At 38.8% G+C, this 21,404-nt stretch carries 16 protein-coding genes and 4 pseudogenes; 3 read left to right on the top strand and 17 right to left on the bottom strand.

Going from position 1 to position 21,404, the window contains the following annotated elements; all coding sequences use genetic code 11:
* Positions 1-23 precede the first annotated feature (23 nt).
* The 16 genes and pseudogenes from traM to QZL88_RS00145 all read right to left on the bottom strand — a co-directional run bounded on the left by traM (position 24) and on the right by QZL88_RS00145 (position 14,991).
* Complete coding sequence (gene traM / locus QZL88_RS00220; protein WP_296937728.1) at positions 24-1,310, bottom strand: conjugative transposon protein TraM; 1,287 nt, start codon at positions 1,308-1,310, stop codon at positions 24-26.
* A complete protein-coding gene (locus QZL88_RS00215) occupies positions 1,300-1,623 on the bottom strand; it encodes a TraL conjugative transposon family protein (RefSeq protein WP_296937726.1) in 324 nt (107 codons plus the stop codon). The genes traM and QZL88_RS00215 overlap by 11 nt, the downstream gene beginning before the upstream one ends.
* A 13-nt stretch (positions 1,624-1,636) precedes the next feature.
* A complete protein-coding gene (traK, locus tag QZL88_RS00210; RefSeq protein WP_296937724.1) occupies positions 1,637-2,260 on the bottom strand; it encodes a conjugative transposon protein TraK in 624 nt (207 codons plus the stop codon).
* A gap of 32 nt (positions 2,261-2,292) precedes the next feature.
* On the bottom strand, positions 2,293-3,285 hold the full coding sequence (traJ, locus tag QZL88_RS00205; RefSeq protein ID WP_296937721.1) for a conjugative transposon protein TraJ: 993 nt from the start codon (positions 3,283-3,285) through the stop codon (positions 2,293-2,295).
* Positions 3,286-3,305: 20 nt separating this feature from the next.
* Complete coding sequence (locus tag QZL88_RS00200) at positions 3,306-3,935, bottom strand: DUF4141 domain-containing protein (protein ID WP_134435468.1); 630 nt, start codon at positions 3,933-3,935, stop codon at positions 3,306-3,308.
* 93 nt (positions 3,936-4,028) lie between these two features.
* Entirely contained in the window at positions 4,029-4,991 is a 963-nt protein-coding gene (locus tag QZL88_RS00195) for a fimbrillin family protein (protein WP_296937718.1), read from the bottom strand.
* Between the two features lie 61 nt (positions 4,992-5,052).
* Positions 5,053-5,598: pseudogene (locus QZL88_RS00190) on the bottom strand (TraG family conjugative transposon ATPase); the annotation flags it as partial.
* A gap of 10 nt (positions 5,599-5,608) precedes the next feature.
* The gene (ltrA, locus tag QZL88_RS00185; RefSeq protein WP_296937715.1) at positions 5,609-7,291 is read right to left on the bottom strand and encodes a group II intron reverse transcriptase/maturase; all 1,683 of its coding nucleotides are present in this window, start codon (positions 7,289-7,291) and stop codon (positions 5,609-5,611) included.
* A 626-nt stretch (positions 7,292-7,917) separates the two neighbouring features.
* Positions 7,918-8,544: pseudogene (locus QZL88_RS00180) on the bottom strand (TraG family conjugative transposon ATPase); the annotation flags it as partial.
* Positions 8,545-8,638: 94 nt separating this feature from the next.
* Entirely contained in the window at positions 8,639-10,321 is a 1,683-nt protein-coding gene (gene ltrA, locus QZL88_RS00175; protein WP_296937713.1) for a group II intron reverse transcriptase/maturase, read from the bottom strand.
* Between the two features lie 606 nt (positions 10,322-10,927).
* Positions 10,928-12,322, bottom strand: a pseudogene (locus QZL88_RS00170) (TraG family conjugative transposon ATPase); the annotation flags it as partial.
* Positions 12,319-12,655 (bottom strand): annotated as a pseudogene (locus QZL88_RS00165) (DUF4133 domain-containing protein). The pseudogenes QZL88_RS00170 and QZL88_RS00165, both read right to left, overlap by 4 nt.
* A 41-nt stretch (positions 12,656-12,696) precedes the next feature.
* Positions 12,697-12,996 carry a DUF4134 domain-containing protein gene (locus QZL88_RS00160; RefSeq protein ID WP_134435464.1) on the bottom strand — a complete coding sequence of 100 codons (300 nt, stop codon included), beginning with the start codon at positions 12,994-12,996 and terminating at the stop codon, positions 12,697-12,699.
* Between the two features lie 158 nt (positions 12,997-13,154).
* Positions 13,155-13,817 (bottom strand): hypothetical protein, encoded by a 663-nt coding sequence (locus QZL88_RS00155; RefSeq protein ID WP_296937707.1) that lies wholly within the window; start codon positions 13,815-13,817, stop codon positions 13,155-13,157.
* A 3-nt stretch (positions 13,818-13,820) separates the two neighbouring features.
* Positions 13,821-14,225 carry a DUF3408 domain-containing protein gene (locus QZL88_RS00150; RefSeq protein ID WP_296937705.1) on the bottom strand — a complete coding sequence of 135 codons (405 nt, stop codon included), beginning with the start codon at positions 14,223-14,225 and terminating at the stop codon, positions 13,821-13,823.
* Positions 14,218-14,991: a ParA family protein gene (locus tag QZL88_RS00145; RefSeq protein ID WP_296937703.1), complete on the bottom strand. Its 774-nt coding sequence runs from the start codon at positions 14,989-14,991 to the stop codon at positions 14,218-14,220. Before QZL88_RS00145 ends, QZL88_RS00150 begins: the two co-directional genes overlap by 8 nt.
* Positions 14,992-15,671: 680 nt before the next feature.
* On the opposite strand from QZL88_RS00145, the gene mobA reads away from it, so the two are divergent.
* Both mobA and mobB read left to right on the top strand, forming a co-directional pair.
* Entirely contained in the window at positions 15,672-16,115 is a 444-nt protein-coding gene (gene mobA, locus QZL88_RS00140; protein ID WP_296937702.1) for a conjugal transfer protein MobA, read from the top strand.
* The gene (gene mobB, locus QZL88_RS00135) at positions 16,100-17,374 is read left to right on the top strand and encodes a conjugal transfer protein MobB (protein WP_296937701.1); all 1,275 of its coding nucleotides are present in this window, start codon (positions 16,100-16,102) and stop codon (positions 17,372-17,374) included. The genes mobA and mobB overlap by 16 nt, the downstream gene beginning before the upstream one ends.
* 47 nt (positions 17,375-17,421) lie before the next feature.
* Here the strand turns inward: mobB and QZL88_RS00130 are convergent, their stop codons facing one another.
* Entirely contained in the window at positions 17,422-18,969 is a 1,548-nt protein-coding gene (locus tag QZL88_RS00130) for a BACON domain-containing carbohydrate-binding protein (RefSeq protein WP_296937699.1), read from the bottom strand.
* 424 nt (positions 18,970-19,393) lie between these two features.
* Here QZL88_RS00130 and mobC point away from each other — a divergent pair, with 424 nt between their 5' ends.
* Positions 19,394-21,394 carry a conjugal transfer protein MobC gene (mobC, locus tag QZL88_RS00125; RefSeq protein ID WP_296937697.1) on the top strand — a complete coding sequence of 667 codons (2,001 nt, stop codon included), beginning with the start codon at positions 19,394-19,396 and terminating at the stop codon, positions 21,392-21,394.
* The last annotated feature ends 10 nt before the right edge of the window (positions 21,395-21,404 follow it).

Below are 21,404 nucleotides of genomic sequence, written 5' to 3'. Positions count from 1 at the left end.
TGTTTTTATTCAGTTCTAACTTTTCATTGTTTAGGCATCAGCATTACTCGATAGCCTGATTTGAGAGTTACTTTAACCTGTCTGATTTTCTTCTGCATATAAGCTGACAAACCCTGTATAGCACCTTTGCTCAAATCGGAACTCAGCTGTGCCCCTGCACTCTGTGTCATGGTAAAGCTTGTTCCCACACTATTTCCCATATTGGCTATAATCTCTTTAGCAGCATTCATTTCCAATGATCCCGGTATATGAATACCTTTTTGTCCGTCACTATCGTAGGTTACCATCTCTACAGGGATAATTGTCTCCTGATATTCTATCGAGGATATTTGTATATCCAACCGTTCACCCTGTATCTTAGCTACTCCTGTCAGGATTGTATTTTCAGGAATAAGGATTGTTCCTGCCATCAATGGTTCAGTCAATCGCAAACGGGTTGTTTGACCGTCAACAACTGTCTGGTCATCATGGATAACCGCAGAGATGGTATTCTTTATCGAAATACCAGCCTCACCACCCATTGTATTAAACCCTGCGTTTCGGGGTTGGTCATACATTTGGAACAGCTCTTCATTACTTGTCTTCTGAGCCAGTGATGAAACCGTATTCTTTTGTATCTGATGGATAGGACTGACTGTTGACTTTCCATTTTTAGATGAACCGTCTTTCCCATAATTATCAATCTTACTTTTCAAAGAATTCGAATTGTTTGAAGAAGGATCGGATTGTGCCTGTGGCATATACTTGGCCGCCATTTCATAGGATTTTTCCATTAATTCCAATTGTTCTTCAATTGTACTTTTGGTATTTTCCTTTTCCAGCATTTTGGCTTCCAGTTCCATCAGTTTCTTTTTCATCTCTTCCTTCTCTGGATCGTTCTTTGGCTTTTCATAGAAATTACCCAGTGTACGATTGATATCCCTGTAGGCAGATACCGAATTATTGATTGGTACTTTTTCTTTCTTTACTGCTTGTTGAGGTTCATCATCCAGATTGATAGTCACCCGTTCACTTTTTGAATTCTCCAGTATATCAGCATAGCCCTGTAAGGATTGCATCCTTTCTTTTTGCCGTTCCTGCATCTGTTCCTGTTCGTAGGCATCTTTCTTGTCTCCAATAATCCCATCCTTCTTTGGATCAGGTATATCGGCATTGAAGCCCATACCTATCTGCTCTTTGGCTTTTTCTTTCTCCGATGGAGAGATAATCAGCCAAATACATCCTGCACAAACAATCGCCATCAATGCGTAAATCGCATATTTCTTTAGCTTTTGTTTTTGCTCTTCACTTAGTTTTGGTTTATCCGCCATATGATTTGTTTATTCTATTGTTAGTACTATCCGGTATTTCCGGTTCAGTTTCCTGATAATCAAAATCCCATTCCCGAAACTTTGATTTTTCCAGCTCCAACTGCTTGATATGCTCAATCTTCAATTGTTCCTTTCGTTCCTGCTGCTTTCCCCAATTGCTGATGGCAGTAAATGTGAAATACAGATTCAGGATAGTAAAGAGTAAAAGCATGATAATAATTACAGTCAGTCGCTTATCGGGAGTGATCTCTCCACAGAGGTCCTTTAGCTTGTCTTCCAGCCAGTAACCCAGTTCTTTTATTCTCTCTTTCATAAAGCCTGGTGTGTTATCGGTCAAGAACCCTTAAATCTTTATTCTCCCTGATCTCAAAAGCCTCAATCGTAAAACCATGAGGATTATTCTCCGATCGGACAGAGTTCAGTAGTTTACAGGTCGTCACAAGGCTTCGTTCCGTGATATTACTTTCTCTGATTATCATCTGACGGGCATAGGTTGCTACCTGATACGGATAGACATCGAGGTTACAGTTGACACTGTCTATCTGGATGGTCTGGTTTATATTTCCCGAGATGATTCGATTGTAATATCCTTTTTCCGATAAGTCTTTGTAGTAGTTGAAAGCCGATTTATCCGAAAGCTGTAAGGCTCTCGCGATATTACTTTCAATAGCCGACTTATCGGGAGACAGGGTAAAGAACAGTTCATGAAAACGCCTGACATGCTCACGTGCCTCCACAGGACGGTTTTGTGACAAATCCTGTGAAAGAGCTAGCATCAAAGATTTTCCGTTATCCAACACATATATTTTCTGGCGTTGTGCTTCTGCAAAATTATAGGCACTCCAAACGGAATAAGCTGTAACAGCAGCACACAAACAGAGAAAGATAATGCCGAAGATGCGGAGCTGCTTAAAGCTCGATTCGATATTTTTTAATGATTTAAATTCCATTGATTTTTTGATTTAATAATTGGAAATAATAACTACCGCCCTTTCAGTCTACCTGTAATATTTCCGGCGGCAGCACCTCCGACACCACCCACCATTGCTCCTGCTTTGGTAGCTGTATTGTTTACATTCTTCCCGAAATTGCCCATACCACCTGCCGAAATAATCCATCCGGCAACAGTCGGTATCGTGAAGTATCCGACAATCCCGATAATGAGGAAGACTATGTAAATGGCATCCGAACTATCCAGAGAAAAATTCGGATCGGTCTGCATACGTTCTATATCAGATTGGAGCATTAAGGACTGAAGCCTTGCCAGTATCGTACTGAACAGATCGGAAACAGGCAGCCACAAGTAAACCGAAATATACCGTGTGATCCATTGTGTGAGTGTCGATTGAAAACCATCCCAGACAGAAATAGCAAAAGCCAGTGGACCGAGAATAGAAAGGACAATCAGAAAGAATGTGCGTATCACATCAATAATCAATGCTGCTGCTTTAAAGACAATTTCAAGTATCTCCCGAAAAGCTTCACGTATCCACTTCTTGGTCTGATATAGTCCCCGTTCAATATACATCCCTGCTATCTCACCTACATCGGTAATACCTAACTGGTCCAGCTTCTCTTCAAAGATCCCGTTATCTACCAAGTAAGCAGTTTCCGGATTACGCCTCATGGCTTCGTATTCCAGCTTGTCTTTTATCTCCGCATATTTTTGCATATCCAGTGTTTCGGATTGAAGCATTCCGTTTGTCCCCTGTACCACAGGACTCATAATACTGTTGATTGTTCCAAGTACCACAGATGGAAAGAACATGATACACAGACCGATTGCAAAAGGACGAAGAAGAGGATAAACATCGATAGGTTCAGCCCGTGACAGGGATTGCCATACACGGTATGCCACATAGAACAAAGCTCCCAGTCCTGCTATTCCTTTGGCGATACCGATCATATTACCACATAAGGGCATCATCTGATCATACAGCGTTCGCAGGGTTTGATGAAATTGATCAAAATCCATATTTCTTCTTATTTAGGATTTTACCAATAACGATCTGATGGATTACCGTATAAAGCATTTACCCGAGCTGTTTCTCCTTTCTTCTTGGCACGCAAGTAAGAAACTCCGATATTCTTGTTTGTATAATATCGAACCAGATTCCGGTAATCAGTCATTGCATCATAACAGGAATTCACCACATCGATTCGGTCTTTATCGGAAAGAGAGAGGGTACTGATATTAACCACTCCTTTTAATTCGGTCAGTACGTCATTGCTTTGCTCTAACAAACGGGTATAGCCATTGGCTATCGCATTAAGCTCTTCAATAGAGTAATTGGGATCAGAAAGCATCTTTTGAAAGCTGTGTACATAGATGTCGGATATTTCACCGACCATCAGTATGGTTCTTTGTACCTTCTTGGCATCTTTTACTAATCCGTTTACGGCTTTGAGTGCATCGTAGTACTGTTTACCCTGATTGTACACCTTTTGAACTTCCTGAAAATTTTTGACCATATTACTGGCAGTCGAAGAGGTCTGCACGATCTGCTTACTGGTATTGACAATGCTCTGAGTAAAATTGCTCGGATCCCAGACAGTCCATTGAGCGGATATATTTGAAGTGAAAAGCACAAGGCTTATACACAACATGAAGATTTTTGATTTCATATCGAATAAGTTTTAATGATGTAAATTGTATAAATAGGAGAGAAGAGATAGAGTAAGAGTACAAGAGTCTGTGCCCTTACTCTTTGTATGAGATTAGTCGGTAATGATTAGGTTTGCCGAAATACCGCCTGTCCAATCCGAAATATTTACATTCCCGATCTTCAGGCTCGAACCGCTTATTGTTACCGTATAGGTGTTTTTAGTTCCACCTTTCCAAGCCGTTTTTGCAGGAACTTTCCATGTATAGATCCGTTCATCGATCGTAAACTTAAAAACAACATCTCCTTCAGTACCTGTTGAACTTACAGGTAGAACAAAGACTTTCAGAAAGTCAGCTTCCGATTGAAATGGTTTTTCAGGAATAGTCAAAAGCGGATGAACATCCGAATAAGTTTGCATAGTAGCAGGTCTATTCTTTCCTTCCGTATTCTTGATAATACCGGTTGAGATATCCATTGTCCCTTCGTTGTATATTATCGTTTTCTTATCGGCATTGGCTATTTCAATACGGGTAAGTTTTCCAGACCATGGATAATTGAACTTACTGATATTAAACTGGATCAAAGCCATTGCATGCTTCATCGTTAGTGCTACGTCCGGATTATCCTTGTTGATGGCAGCTTGTCCCGGAGTATGTGTTCCATACATATAATCCTGTTGGGTAGCGTGATCCACAAAAATAGATCTGCCATCGGTATTGTTACTACTGTATGGATAATAAGCATAGACAGTGGCATTATCTCCTGTTAGCCTGATCTCGGGTGTTTGATACCAGATTCCCTGTCTGAAAACAGAGACCGCATTGTCATTTTCTTTGTACGAATTATTGTTATCCCCAAGGCTACCCGATGTAACAAACAAACCGATATTGGTTCCTTCAGGAAATGCGGATACAACGGATGCCTTTGTACTGATAACATCTATTGCCGAGATGCCTGCCTGAATCTTTAGGACGGCATCTCCACCTGTTGGAGCTACCGGATCATCATCGTTACTGCAACTGTTGAAACTGAATAGAGAGACAGTAATGGCTGTCAGAAAAAAGAACTTTTTCATATAATTTAATTTTTATGTTTGAGATTAATTAAAAAATGATTGATAAGCCAGACTGCTGGATCTACTTATCAGAAGTGATTAGCTTAATAGCCTGCTCGATATCTCCGCCTAGCTTTTCCGATAGCCTCTGTACCTGTAGCTTCTCTGTTTCTTCAGTGGTATAGGTGTAATACTCGGACGGGCTAACTTCTGTGGCATAGACTGCCGATTGCATACCACCCAGTCCGATCCATACTTCCTTGTAAATCCGACTCGGATTGTTAGACATATTGATGGAGAGTATCTGAGCTTTTTCTTTCTCGGTCAAACCTAGTAACGCCTGTATCGAATCGAACTTGTTCATATATTTTCGCTGGTCGAGCAGTATTTTACAATCGGAGTTATTGATGATAGCTTCTTTTACAATCGGGGATGAAATAATATCGTCTACTTCCTGTGTCACAACAATCGCTTCACCGAAGAATTTACGAACCGTTTTATACAAATACTTTAAGTACTCAGCCATATTCGGGGAAGACAAAGCTTTGCCGAGTAGGTCAGCTCCCTTTCGGGAGCTTTCCCCTCTAAGAACCGTACGTGAAAGTTTCCCTTCATACGGCTCAAGCAACTTAAAATTTCTATTTACTAGAAACCAGCTCATTGTTACATCTTTTTAATTGGTCATTCTTTCTGCGACAGCTATCATGCACTAAATAATTCTGCTTTTCCGGGGTGGTTTTCTTTTCAGTAGTACCCCAAGAATCATCTATGTCAATTGGCTCTCCACATAAAGGACATATTCCTTTTTGCTTTTTCCATAGATACAGCAAGGGCTTTGTATCATTGAGATTTTTGAGCATTTTGTACTCTTTTCTCTTTTTGAAGTAAGTATCCCATTCAGGGTCAAATGGATTCGATTCGGCTTTCACTTTCACATAGCGAGTGATCTTTGTATCATACAAGCGTTTAAGGACGATCCTGTCATCTTTTCCTTTCTTCTTGAAATTCGCTACAAAGCACCAGTTTCTGTTTTTGATTCTTGTAAAATACCTGTCCGAAACCCAAGTTCTTCCTTTCTTGGGATGCCTTCTTCTTGCCCATTGCTGCAACTTTTCGTATATCAAGTAATCAGCTTTTCTGAAGGTGTCCGATGCTACACAGTTTTTGTAGTAATTTACCCAACCTACGATTACAGGATTCATTAGCCGTATAAGAGATTCTTGTTTACTGCCCTTGTTGGAATCAATAATTCCTCGGATTTTCTTCATGAATTTCTTTAGACCTTCCTTAGATGGTTTGATCAGAAGTTTACCATTATCGTATTTACGGATGTTATACCCAAGAAAATCAAAGCCTTCGCTTATGTGAGTCATCTTCGTCTTTTCTTCTGAGAGGGTAAGCCCTCTTTCTTGAAGAAACTCTACTACCAATGGTTTGATTTCTTCCAAAGCTTCTTTGGTTCTGCCTGTGATGATAAAATCGTCTGCATAACGTACCAAATGAACTTTTGGATAATAGGTTGTTGTTCTGTTTACGAACTTTTTATGATACTTCTTTGCAAGCATAACTTGCAATCCATCCAAAGTCATATTAGCCAGAGTTGGAGAAATAATCCCCCCTTGAGGTGTTCCTTCGTTTGTCGGAAACAGTTCTTTATTGAACACAAAGCCACATTTAAGCCATTTCTTTAACATCAGCTTATCCATTGGAATATTGTTGATGAGCCAGTCATGGCTGATATGGTCAAAGCATCCTTTAATATCTCCTTCCATAATCCATTCGGGAGAGGTTCTCTTTGCCAATACACAGAAACATTGTTCTCTTGCATCAGCAGTACTTCTTCCTTTACGGAATCCGTAAGAATTACTGTCTGCCGTGGTTTCAGCAACAGGCTCTAATGCCAGCAGATATAATGCTTGCATTGCTCTGTCCTTCATTGTAGGAATACCAAGAGGTCTTAATTTTCCATTACTCTTTTTAATATGTATCCGTCTTAGCGGTTGGGGAGTGTACCCTCGTCTTTTCAGATCACTGATTGCCTGAAATTTAGCATTTGGAGTTGACCATGTTGCACGATCTACTCCCGCAGTTCGACTGCCTTTATTAGATGTAACACGTTTTACAGCCAATGCTTTGGCATAAAACGAATGCGTCAGCGTCCACTGCAAAGCTTTCACTCTGCCGTATCTGCCTTCTTTCTGAGCTTTTACAATACGCGCCTGTAGCTTATCAACCGCAATTTGGCACTTGTCCCAATCAATATCGAGCCAAGTGTTCCACTGTTGGTCAGTAGATGCACACGATGTTTTAATGTCGTTCATTTGCTTTTCTTCTTTAAATAAGTTCTAAAAGTTTCTTGTAAAAAAGTCACCTTGCGGAAGTCTGCCCACTTTCGTGTGAGGCGATGTTTCAACCTCTATCCATCCCATTACAGAATGGCATTCGCTTTTTCCACATTCCTATACCCGCATCCCATTCGGCGTTCCTTACGGTCGGCTTACCTACCAATGGTAGGAGAAATACGGGCTTACCATGTTCCCTATAAGTGACAAATGAATGGGTTAGAATCCGTCTATCCGCCGGCAGTGCTTATGTTCGTGTAACCTTAGCGTGGAGAAGGTTAGCCGACTGCATCCCTTTTGGGTTAGAGCCCAGCATCATTAGCGGCTCATTCGAAGTTACGACGTTTATCAACGGTTCACATTACATTATTCATACCATTCAGCCTAGCTCCCAGAGCGTATAATGCTTACACTCGTTGTCATCCCCTCACGGTTCAGACTCCTCCTTTCGGAAGGGCTTCATTGTCAGGACAGCTCTCATACGAATTCATTACTTACTATCGCACGTGCCCTAGGCTACTGTTGACGAAACAACAGGTTCAATCAGATTATTACTCGCTAGTAATAGCTGTTGAACAATCACTCACAAGACTTACATGTCACAGCCATGCTTCTTCAATCAATATCATCTTTCTGATTCCCTGTAAGCGACGCATTTTATTGATGAAAACTTCCATAATGATAATCGTTACGATAGGAAACAATATTTTGTGATCCTTAATCGCATCTATTTCAAAGACAATGAATCGTTTAGATAGTAAATCGAGTTGTTTTTCAGAGTTCAACAGGAAATCATATTCACCACCCTTATAATAGGGTTCAAGCACATTGAGGAAGTTGGCTAAGTCAAAATCTTTCTCCCGTACCCGTTTGGCATCGAGGATAGCAGCATAGTCCAATTTGACAAACTCGTAGAAGGTATTGAACGACGGCAGAACAGATTCGTCTATTTTGATACGTTCTATATACAAGCTCACGGCATTGGAAAGAGCTACCTCTTCCGAACGTGTGGGAGGTTCATTATCCCGCTTCCATAAAGTCATTATCAGGGTTTTGATGCTTTCTCTTTTCTCGATATCAAAGACCCCATCGTCGGTATAAAATGGATTAAATGAGATGGGATTTTTTTCCGTATATGTAAAATACACTCCATCTTCTCCATTGGTACGACGGTTGATGAAATTGCAAAGTCCCTGATAGGAGTTCCCCGTATCCACAAGCACGATGTGCGTGTCGAGTAGGTCGGGGGCATTACTGCCCCTTTCCCCTCTAAGAACCGTACGTGAGAGTTTCCCCTCATACGGCTCAAGCAATTCAAAATTTCTATTATGAAACCGGCTCATTTCTTCTATTTTTAAGTAATACACTTCTGCGACAACTATCATGTACTAGAGTTCTTTTGATATGGTTTTCTATGGTTTGTTCCATGATACTCCATTCTTTCTCTCTGTTTATTAAATTCTCGCAAATTGGACAAATACGGTTTTGTTTTTCCCAGATATATAGGAGTGACCTTCTGCCTTTAAGGGTGTTGAGCATCTGATAAGTTTCTCTTTTATCAAAATATTCAGCCCACTCTGAGTCATATGGATTAGCCTCTGATCTAATCTTCACATAGGATTCTGTTTTTGTATTGGTTAGTCGCTTTAACGAGAAGTACTCACCATTCTTTTTACGACTATCACTTACTGAAAAAGTCCAGCTTCTACCATTTACCCTATGATAGTATTTATTGGCAACCCAATATTTTCCTTTAGCATTATGTCGTCTTTTCGACCACCTCCATAGTTTTCTGAAAATTTCAAAATCTGCTCTACCGAATATTTCTGATGCTATACTATATTTATAATAGTTAGCCCAACCTATAAGCATCGGGTTTAAAAGTCTTATAATTGTCTCTTGTTTCGCCATTTTATTTGTTTCAATAATATGTCGAACCTTATCCAAAAAGACTTTTACCTTTTCTTTTGATGGTCTCACAAGCATTGTTCCGTTATACTTTCTGAAGTTGAATCCAAGAAAATCAAAACCATCATCAATATGAGTAATCTTCGTTTTCTCTTCAGATAGGGTAAGTCCCCTTACTGCGAGAAACTCTTTTAATAATGGCATGATTTCAGATTCCAATACACTTCTGTCTTCGCTTGTTATGATGAAGTCATCAGCATATCGAACAAGATTGACCTTTGGGTGATATTTTTTATTCCTTTCACCTTTGATTCTTCTTGCTTTATACTTCTGTGCAAGTAGTTCTTGTAGACCATCTAAGGTCATATTAGCAAGTGTTGGAGATATGATACCACCTTGTGGCGTACCCTCGTCTGTCGGGAACAACATTTTATTAAAGACAAATCCTGCTTTTAACCATTTCTTTAGCATAACCTTATCCATTGGGATATTTTCCAGAAGCCATTCATGGCTGATATGGTCAAAACAACCTTTTATATCTCCTTCCAATATCCACTTAGGACAATAATCTTTTGCCAAATCAATAAAACATTGTTTCATAGCATCCTGCGTGCTTCTTCCTTTGCGGAAACCATACGAATGGTTATCAGCAGTTGTTTCAGCCACAGGGTCTAATGCCATGAGATATAATGCTTGCATTGCTCTGTCTTTCATTGTTGGAATTCCTAACGGGCGTAGTTTTCCATTACTCTTTTTAATATGTACTCTTCTTAATGGTTGCGGAGAATATCCCCGTCTTTTCAATTCAGTAATCGCATTTGCCTTGGCTATTGGGGTATTCAAAATTTTACCATCTACCCCAGCCGTAGCTTTTCCTTTATTAGAAGACACTCTTTTTACAGCCAATGCTTTAGCATAAAAAGAGTGAGTAAGCACCCACTGTAAGGCTTTCACCTTATTGTGTTTACTTTCCTTTTGAGCCTTTACAATACGTGCTTGTAGCTTCTTAACCTCACGTTCACACTTATTCCATTCAATGGATTCCCATGCGATTGATTTTGTTCGGTCAGTTGATGCACACGATGTTTTACTTTCGTTCATTTGCTTTTCTACTTTAAAAAGTTCTAAAAGTTTCTTGTAAAGAATTACCTTATGTAGAAGTCTGCCCACTTTCGTGTGAGGTAACGTTTAAACCTCTATCCACTTCATTACAAAGTGGCATTCGCTTTTTCTACTATCCCATATCCGCACCTCTATCAGCTTGCCTTACGGCTCACTTTCCTAAGTAAATAGGAGAAGTACGGGTTTTCCGAGTTCTGCATAAGTAACACGAACGGGTTAGGCTCTGTCTATCCACCGGCAGCTCTCATATTCGTGTAATCCCACAAGGGAGAGGATTATCCTGGCTGCGTACCTTTTGGTTCAAGCTTATCAGCATTCTTTAGCTTGTTCTTTTCGTAACGATGTTTATTGACAGTTCACATTTGTTAGCCATACCATTCAGCCTCGCCCCCAGAGCATATAATGCTTACGCTCGTTGTCTTTCCCTCACGGTTCCGACTCCTCCTTTCGGAAGGGTTACTTTCTCAGGATAGCTTCGTACAAAACAATTACTCATAATGCACGTATCCTTAGGCTACTATTGACGAAACAATAGGTTTAATCTTGTTGTTAAACAATTACTTATGCAACTTCTCGTCGCACACCCTGTTCCCAGTATTGTCTGACAAGGTGGTTCATAAAGAAAGACTTTCCACTACCGGATGGACCTAACACAAACTTATTACGATTCGTGATGATACCTTTTTTCATGGGCAGGTCGGATATATCCACATGAAGCGGCTTACCTGTTACCCTGTCTACCATCTTAATACCGAAAGGCGAAGGTGAACTCTTGTAGTTTGTTTCTTCCACAAAGAAGCACAAAGCCTGTTCGATAAAAGAGTAAAAGCTTTCTTCAAAAGGAAAATCACCCTGATTACCCGGAATCCCTGCCCAGAACAAAGTCGGTGTATCAACAGTATTATGCCGTGGTTTACACTCCATAAGAGCTAACTGACTGCCTACATCGTTTTTGATTCGGGAAAGGTCTTCTTTGTCCTCACTCCATGCCATCACATTGACATGACAACGAACAGAAATCAAGCCAAAGCTGTGAGCATCATTGAGGTATTCTTCGATCCACTGCTTATTAATTTGATTGGAACGACTGTATCGGGATAGGGAGTGCATATTACGGGCTTGCTTTTCAAACTGCTTTAAGTTTGCCCCATGGTCATCAATAAAGATATACTGATTGACAATGTGGTTACAGGTCAGTAATACTCCGATGGGAGCAGCAAAAGATAGGCGGCAGTCGCTTCGGTCGGTAGACAGCCTTTCATGGCGGCTATCCGTTTCCACTTTACCGGGTAGATCTTCCGCATCGGATAGTGTGTGCAGACATAAGCGTTTATCTCCGATCTTCATTTCACCTGCTGCCAGATCCATATCTTTCAGGCAGGTGGTATCTTCCTGAGATAAGGAGAAATACTTTTCGATAATGCCTGCCTGATCTGCTGTTCCTACAATCTGATCGGTAGTTAATCGTACCAGCCTGATAAATCCACTGTCATTAATGATCCGTTCAAACTGTTCGACCGATTCCAGAAACTTCTGAGCTGTTTCCCGATCCTGCATTTCTTTAGGAACGATAAAGCCACGGGTTAAAGCATTGAAATTGCTTTGCTGGCGTGCACGTTCTTTGGTCGTCTTGGTCAGAAACAGGTAGGATGTATGATTCAGAAATGGACGTTCATTAAAATGACGTTCAAAACTGCGGGACAGAAAACTGATGTCTTCCTTATTCAGTTCGGGCGTATAGTCCTCTTCAATAAACCAGTCCTGTTTATGAATCACTGAGTAGTTAGGCAATACCTTAATGGCTTTTGCCCAGGCTGCATGGATCGATTCATATTCTGCACTTGTTACGGTAAACAGTTCAGGAAGTTCAACCTTGTAGGCGACCGTAATGTCCGCATCTTTACTCAGGATACAGTCGTGTTCTACTGCCAGTATGGGGAACTTGCTTTCGAGTGTTGTCGCTTTTAGTGTATTTCTCATACAGCCTCCTTTCTTTTTACTCGGGCAATCAGTTGGATTATCCGTCTGCGGTTGATAATATATCTGGGATGATTACGGATGGCCTGCAATTTCATAAGCCCGTGTTCTCCGTATTTATCATTCAGATGAAATGTAGCCCAGACCAATGTTCCGGCAGTGATAACACCAAAACCGATACAGATAACCTGACTAATACCGATCATATACATGATCACAAAGACAATAAATACACCTAAGAGTCAGTCCACCAGCGAAAATGAAGAGGTACTGACTTTTGAGTCCTCGAAATTCAGCCGGTTTACCGATTCCTTTGTTAATTGAATATTCTGCCATTCTTTCTCGTTATTAATAGATTAATAAGAGGTCTGTGCCCCCTACAAAAAGAATGAGCGGAGGATAGTTGCAGCAACGATCAGGAAGATACATGCCCCGAACCAGGAAGCGGCAGTCTTAGACGTATCGGGATCACCGGAGCTGAATTTGGAGTACACCTTTACTCCTCCGATGAGTCCCACAACAGCACCGATAGCATAGATCAGTTTAGTAGCCGGATCAAAGTAAGATGTCACCATATTTGTCGCATCGGTGATACCCTGCATACCGTTCCCTTGGGCAAATACAGAGGCTGATGCAGCCATTAGCATGGCTACAAAAAATGAAACTTTTTTGTACATAAAATTGATGTTAAGCTATGGGGAGTGGATAGTCCCCATAGCGGGTTAAACTTGTAACGTTGGAAATTAGTGGCGGTCACAGACCGTTTTCTTAAAGATATTCTACAATATATTACTTCATGAGCAACCTCCTTTCGTAAAATAGTTATTATCTGAACTTAGAAATAATCGTCTGCTTTAAAATTCCTGTATTCATCCGATTCATTCAGATGAGAAGCAAGACCTGATTCAACATACTCCGGATTTTCTTCGGCATGTTGTTGAAGACGGAGTCCGATGAGCGATGTTATTCTGACAGACAATTCTTTCTTTGCAGAAACCATCTTATCGACCAGTTCTGTATCCCGGTTATCATATAAAACCTGACCAGCCTCTTGTTCCTCTTCTTTGGTGGCGGCTTTACTGTTGATAACTCCTACAGTATTCATCATTACCTCATAATCCATCCCTCCGGCTGTATAGACTTCTCCACCTGTATAAGCAGCAATTTCATCTTCCTCTTCATCATCAACTACTGTTTCTGTCGGGTCGGCATCTATGACTAAGTCCTTCGGATCAGGCTCGCTTTCATCCTTTGACAGATCAAATATATGTTCTTTTTTTACTGAATTATCTGATTCTAAGGAACTGTCATTCAATGTCATCATTTGTCTGAGATCGGGCATGCTTTTACCAACCCGTCCGACTCTTTTCCCTTTCTTTTGAGGTTCTTTATCTACTGATTCTGAGTCGGAAGAATTCTTTTTTATGGTTATTTTATAATCCGATAATTTAATCAGGATAATCCCCGCAATACAGAGAATAATTAGTAATTCGACCATTGCTTAATCTATTAAATTGGTTCGGTCTTGTTTATACAGAAAGTTTATCTCATCCTTGTATTTTCCAAGATGATGTTTCAATACATTGTCTATGTATCCGCCAACGGACACATCATTTCCTGCAATCTGTTTTACAATCTGCATAATAGTCTGGTGTACCGATTGACTGATATATACCCCTTGTCGCTGGCGTATCTCATTGCGGCATAAAAAGAGCTCTTCATAATCTTCCGTATTACTATTTCGTTTATTCCGTTTGCTGTTCGCACTGCTGTCTTTGGGTTTCACAGGTTCGTCATCAGCTATAGCTTCTTCTTTTTTTAGAGGTGGTTTCCCTTCTTTGTGATCTCCGATAGATGCCAGCAGGAAATCTTCATCAATTTCATATTCTTTCTCTTTGTTAGCCATTAGCACCTCCCTTCACGATAGACAGGAACTCATCGGCTACCTGATCCAGATTACTTCCCTTAATCAGTCTTTTGTCTACAGGGAGTAACGTTGAACGAAAGATTGGTTTATGCTCTGTTGTTATCTCATGACGGAAGCGTTTGGCATCGGGAACAAAAGATTTCATAACCTGTAGTCCCAGTTCTGCTATGACCTGCTCATAGACACTATACAGATGATTACTTTCCCGTCCATCGACTATATTCCATAAGAGATATAGGTTTTTGATATTTCCTTTACCTGTGGTTATGATCTGCTCATTGATCAGTCCGGCATATTCCAGTGAACTTTCCAGAACCATACGATCCGCTGTTATCGGAGTAAATATATGATCCATTTGAGCAAGGGTACTTAATACCCCTTTGGCATTCATTGTTCCGGGCAGATCGAAGAAGATAAAATCCAACGGAACTTCCGAATCCTTGATAATCCGCTCTGCTGTTTCAAGGGCTTCAGGTGTTCTGCTAACTTCAATCGGATAAGCCTTTTTATTCAGGCTTTTGCATTGTTTGTAAAAGAGAGATTTGTAATACGGATCTTCCGTTACAGACTGCTTATCCCTCAATCTCATTCCATTGATGCTGTATTGCGGATAATCACAATCTACAACAGCAACATTGTAACCTCGTGAATAATGCAGATAACTGGATAGTAATACAGTCAATGCAGTTTTTCCTGCTCCTCCCTTCTGAGTGGAGATAGCAATAAATAATGTTTTTCCTTTCATATGATACTGTTTAAAATAAGTAATTCTATAATTTATTCTGTCAATCAGGAATCAGAGAGTTCATTCAGCTATTCACTCATTATGCTGTTCTGTAAGTAATGCTCTGATTGAGGAGTTCAGTAATTCCTTCTATAGGGATTGACTCTATAAAGTCATGAGTTCAGTAACTCATGTGTTAAAGAAGCCATCCTCTCAATCATCAAGTCAATGATGATTGACATCATTCAGAACTTAGTGATCTCCTTCTACCATTCAGTATAAAATCAACTCAGTATTTCTTTTCTGAAAGAATTTCTGAATACCCGAACTCACTAATTCAATAATTGATTCACACAAAAGAACACTGAAAACAGGCAGATTGATAAGGTTTGAAAGGAACTGTCATCTAATGACATCTGCTGTCATCTTTTGTCCGATAAACAAATGATAACCTTTCGATTAATGGACTCTACCTTTGTAGCGTAATGATAATCTTCCTGTTTTGAATCAGGCTAATCCCGTTTCCGAAATTAGCTTTTTATGCAATCCATCGGAGGATGGATTTTGGTATTCGTCAGAATACAGCAAGGTGTGTTTTGAAGCACTCGAAATAAATTTCCGTGCCTCAAAACCCTTGCCCCTTCCAGGGGAGAAAATCACTCCGAAGTCATGATTTTTATTTATTAAATCTTTATATAATTATGGTACCAGATAATCAATTAAACAAGCGAAAAGGAGGACGGAATCCTAAAAATGATCCTGCAAAAAATAGATATGTTATCTATTTGAATAATGTCGATAATAACCGTTTTTTATCCATGTTTGAGCAATCGGGAGAAAGTGTAAAAGCGCATTTTATAACCTCATGCATCTTTAATAGACCGATTAAGGTGGTCAAGATTGACAAAGGAGTACAGGATTATTATATGCGTTTGACAACTTTTTTTGGACAGTATCGTGCTATCGGGACAAATTATAATCAAATAGTGAAAGCTTTAAAATCGAATTTTGCGGAGAAAAAGGCGTTGGCTTTTCTCTATAAACTGGAAAAAGTAACACTTGAATTGGTCACTTTACAAAAACAGATGATGGACCTGACAGATGAATTTGAACAGAGATATAGCCATCTATGGTTGCAAAAATAAGTAAGGGAAGTTCATTGCAAGGGGCTTTATTATATAATCAGGAGAAGGTAAAAGAGCAACAGGCGGAGGTCCTTTTTAGCAATAGGATCATATTGAATAAAGATGGATCACTGAGTATGTATCTGGCAAACCAATCATTTGCCCCATACCTGAATGCCAACCAGAATACAGAGAAAACAGTTTCACATATATCAATCAATCCACATCCCGATGACGTTGTCTGTGATGAGATGTATCGTGAAATTGCTCAAACCTATATGCAAAAGTTAGGTTATGGAAATCAACCCTATATCGTTTATAAGCACGAAGATTTAGACCGAAAACATATTCATATCGTGACAATCAATATAGACGAAAATGGTAAAAAGGTCGATGACTCTTTTGAAAAGAGACGCTCTAAAGATATTACCCGTGAATTGGAAAAATTTTATAATCTGCATCCTGCAGAGAAGAAGAAAAAACAATCCGAAGAGCTACCAACACTAAAGCGGGTAGATTATCAATCGGGAGATATAAAGAAACAAATCTCTAGCATCTCAAAATCTCTCATTAAAAATTATCGTTTCCAATCGGTAAATGAATTCCGTGCTTTATTATCCCTTTATGGAGTAACAGTAGAGGAAGTCAAGGGAGAGGCAAAGGGTAAGAATTATTCAGGATTGGTATATTCAGCTATAGATAAGAAAAATGAAAAGGTTGGGAATCCTATCAAAGCGTCTGTTATCGGCAAAAGTGTAGGATATGATGCATTACAAAGCCGATTGGAGTATTCAACTAAGTATATGAAAGAACACAAGGTATTTGAATCCCCGAAATTGATTGTTGGTTCGGCAATAGGTAACTATACCGATAAGCAGACTTTTGTGAATGACTTGGCTAAAAATAATATCAATGTGGTATTTCGGGAAAATACAGAAGGTCGTATTTATGGTGCAACTTTTATAGATCATCAGAGCAGATGTGTATTCAATGGCTCTAAAATGGGGAAAGAGTTTTCTGCTAACATTTTTAATGAATTATTTAAGAGTGATACTACAAATACACCTCCGCTTATCATAAATCCAACAGACAATACAACGAAAGGATCTAATGCTGATAATCTAATAGACAGCTTTACCGAAAACACCGAATACAATAATAGACAGGAAGATTCGACAATAGATCTTTCTTTATTGGAACAGCATGGGACAGACTATGCTGAAGAGGCTTTTACTCGTAGAATGAAGATAGAAGAAAAAAGACGCAAACGAGGATTATAGAAAATCCCTGAGTTTTAGTCAGGGATTTCTTTTATTGTAAAATTTATTTATTTCAGGGCATCGAATGAATATATTATTTTATCAGCTGTGTGATTTCCGAAATTTTGCAATGTAAAACCAATCGGATAAATATTTTCCTTGTCTTTTTTGTTGGAAAGGGCAGTTTTATAAGCTTTGATTGCATCCTTTTTATTTTTGTTGAGCTGCACTTCATTCTTATTATTGAAATAAACATAGCTGATGTCAGCAGCCTCTATCAAAGCATCAAATTCTGCTTGATGTATGCTATTCTCTTCTCCTATCAATACACTTCGTACTGCATCTCTCATACGGTCATATTTGGCATCCGATTCGACTATTAGTAATCCCACTTTGCCATATTCCATATAATTAATATATGACAGATTTTTTCCTTTATCTGCATCCCTTAGTTCTTCTTTGATTAATTTTTGAGGATAATCCATTACAAACGTAAATAGTGTATGTTTGAAAGAGAAGATCATTCCATTTTTCTTAGTCATCTCTTGTTCTTTATATGATACCCCCGATACAATCTTATCCAAAGCAATTCCCATATTGGCCCATCCGATGGAGTAAAGTACACGGTGAGTAGGATAGCTGGTCGGATTAAAGTAGTCATGTGTAAGGCTTGCATTTTCACGAGGAGGATTTGCGGTAGCCTCTTGACCAAAGGCTTCTTGTTCTTGAAATGATGGAACAAAAGTTCTACTTGTAGGATTAACTACCTGAGTTGTAATAGCACTAATAGGATTGAATGTATACCCGGTAGGTATAGGAAAACTCGGATAAATTTCAGTTTTGTTTTCCATCAGATTTCCGAGATATATTTTATCTCGAAGAGTTGCGTTAACGAAAAGATTTTCTGTAGTTACATTATAATGCCCATTGTTGGTGTTAGAAAATATGGAATAGTGAAAAATAGGAAGAAAGGGACTCTGTATAATATCTTCCCGTCCAGTCTGATAAATACTTAACTGACCTTTTACTTTCCCATCTTTAGAGCTAAAAGTGAGTGTCGCTTCTCTTGCTTTTATTTGGTCATTTTCTTCTGCACCGATAGTGATTCGGGTTGATTTATCTCCTGATTTAGAGGATATCACCAACCATGTTGGAACAGAGGTTATTTCCCAAGACACATTCGTGGTAAGATCGATAGATTTAGCAGCTCCGTCAATAGGTAGATCCATACTTTTTTCGCTTAGTTCTATAAAGGGATCAGAATCAGCTAAACCTAGTTGAATGATTTTTATTGACTGCTTAATATCATCGCTATTATGAAAAATCAGAGTAGCTTCTCTCTTTTCCATATTATCGTTTCTGTTTGCGGTAATAGTAATACTCATCGGCGATTCATCTCCCACAAAATCACTGAGACCAATCCAGTCAGGAAGTTCTGTATCCAGACTCCAGGTAGAACTGGAAGAAATTTCGATTATTTCAGATGTACCTTCTATTGCGTTTAACTTTACTTCCTTCTTATCAAATTTAATATAGAAATCTCCATCATCATTTTTATCATCACAAGCAACAAAGGAGAACATGAATAGTACGGATAGTAGTAGTATATTTTTCATAATTAAGATACTATTTAGATTTTATTTTTCTGGTCGAGTTAAGCTTGTTTATCGAATGTAAATTCTTGCAATAGGAATTTATCATGAGTTAGTTTGGATATGCTCTATATATTGGATGAAATTCGCTTCGTAAACAAAACTTCTATTTTTGGAGTATTCTGTTCTCTTATTTTTATCAAGAAACCATTTTCGAAGAAAGGCAATCTTATGGAGTCGAAGATATCTATTGAATATTTTTTCCATCATGTATTAGAATAGTTCATAATTGAGAATACAAAAATACAACTTCTTTATTCGGGTAGAATAGAATATTTGATAAATATTCAGTATATCAAAAGTGATTGTCCGATATTGGCAGCGGAATGTCTACTCACTCAATTGTCAATGGTCATATTTTTGAAATCAAAATTCAAAAATAGAGATTATGCAGAACGAAGATGATTTGAGGGGACTCGCCAAAGTAATGGAATTTATGCGAGCCATTAGTATTTTATTTGTGGTTATCCATATTTACTGGTTTTGTTACCAAGCGATATCGGATGGTGGAATTAATATTGGAGTAGTAGACAGAATACTACTCAACTTTCAGAATAGAGCAGGGTTGTTCTCCCATATTCTTTGGACAAAGTTGTTTGCTGTTGTGTTCTTAGCTCTATCTTGTTTAGGAACAAAGGGAGTGAAAGAGGAAAAAATAACATGGTATAAAATATATGTATTCTTGTTCTTTGGATTTATCTTCTTTTTTCTCAATTGGTGGGTATTAATTTTGCCCCTTCCATTAGCTGCCAATACCGCTTTGTATATATTTACATTGACAATCGGCTATATCCTCTTGTTAATGGGAGGTTTATGGATGAGTCGATTATTGAAAACGAATCTAATGGATGATGTTTTCAATATGGAGAACGAAAGTTTTATGCAGGAAACAAAGCTTATGGAAAATGAATATTCGGTTAATCTGCCTACCTTATTTCAGTATCAAAAGAAACAACACAAAGGTTGGATTAATGTGGTCAATCCGTTTCGGGCAACTATTGTATTGGGAACTCCCGGTAGCGGAAAATCTTTTGCTGTAGTCAATAATTATATAGACCAACAGATTAGCAAGGGTTTTGCTTTATATTGTTATGATTTCAAATACCCCGATTTGTCTACTATTGCTTACAATAAGATGCTGCAGTATGCAGACCGATACAGTGTTGATCCTCAGTTTTACGTTATCAATTTCGATAACCCCGAGCGCAGTCACCGTTGCAATCCTATTGCTCCCACATTTATGACCGACATATCAGATGCTTATGAATCAGCCTATACAATTATGTTGAACCTCAATAAAACATGGATTCAGAAACAGGGTGATTTCTTTGTAGAGTCGCCAATTATTTTACTTGCAGCAATTATTTGGTATCTAAAGTTATATGACAATGGTAAATATTGTACTTTTCCTCATGCTATTGAGTTTCTGAATAAACCGTACAAAGAAATATTTCCTATTCTCACATCCTATTCACAGTTGGAAAATTACCTTTCCCCCTTTATGGATGCGTGGCATGGCAATGCCCAAGAACAGTTGCAGGGGCAGATTGCTAGTGCTAAAATACCATTATCAAGAATGATTTCCCCACAGCTGTATTGGGTAATGTCGGGTAATGATTTTACATTGGATATCAATAATCCCGATGCACCTAAAATACTATGTGTAGGGAATAATCCCGACAGGCAAAATATTTATGGTGCAGCTTTGGGCTTGTATAATTCTCGTATTGTGAAGTTAATCAATAAGAAAGGCTTACTTAAATCATCTGTTATTATTGATGAGTTACCGACAATATATTTTCGTGGATTGGATAATCTGATTGCAACTGCTCGAAGTAACAAAGTCGCTGTCTGTCTTGGGTTTCAGGATATATCACAATTAACTCGTGATTATGGACGTGAAGAAGCGGATGTTGTAATGAATACAGTTGGAAATATCTTTTCTGGACAGGTTGTTGGTGACACTGCTAAGAATCTGTCGGATCGTTTTGGAAAGGTATTACAGAAACGACAGTCTATGACCATCAACAAGCAAGATAAATCAACTACGATCAATACACAATTAGATGCTTTAATTCCGGCATCTAAAATCTCAACTCTCACACAAGGGATGTTTGTCGGCTCTGTTTCTGATAATTTTGAAGAACGAATCGAGCAAAAAATGTTTCATGCTCAGATTGTTGTGGATACCGAAAAAGTATCTGCTGAAACTAAGAAATTCGAACAGATACCTGTTATTTGGGATTTTCAAGAGGTTTATAATAAACCTATGAAAGAGGTCATCGAAAATAATTATTACGACATCAAAAAAGATATAGCTAATATTGTCGAGGTGGAAATGGAACGGATTATAAAAGATCCTGAGTTGAGCAAATTGTTAAAGAAGTGAATAATAATTT

The organism is uncultured Dysgonomonas sp. (assembly GCF_900079725.1).
Taxonomy (GTDB): Bacteria; Bacteroidota; Bacteroidia; order Bacteroidales; family Dysgonomonadaceae; genus Dysgonomonas.
Note: the sequence above shows the minus strand (reverse complement) of the source record. Positions and strands in the feature narration are given on the sequence as shown.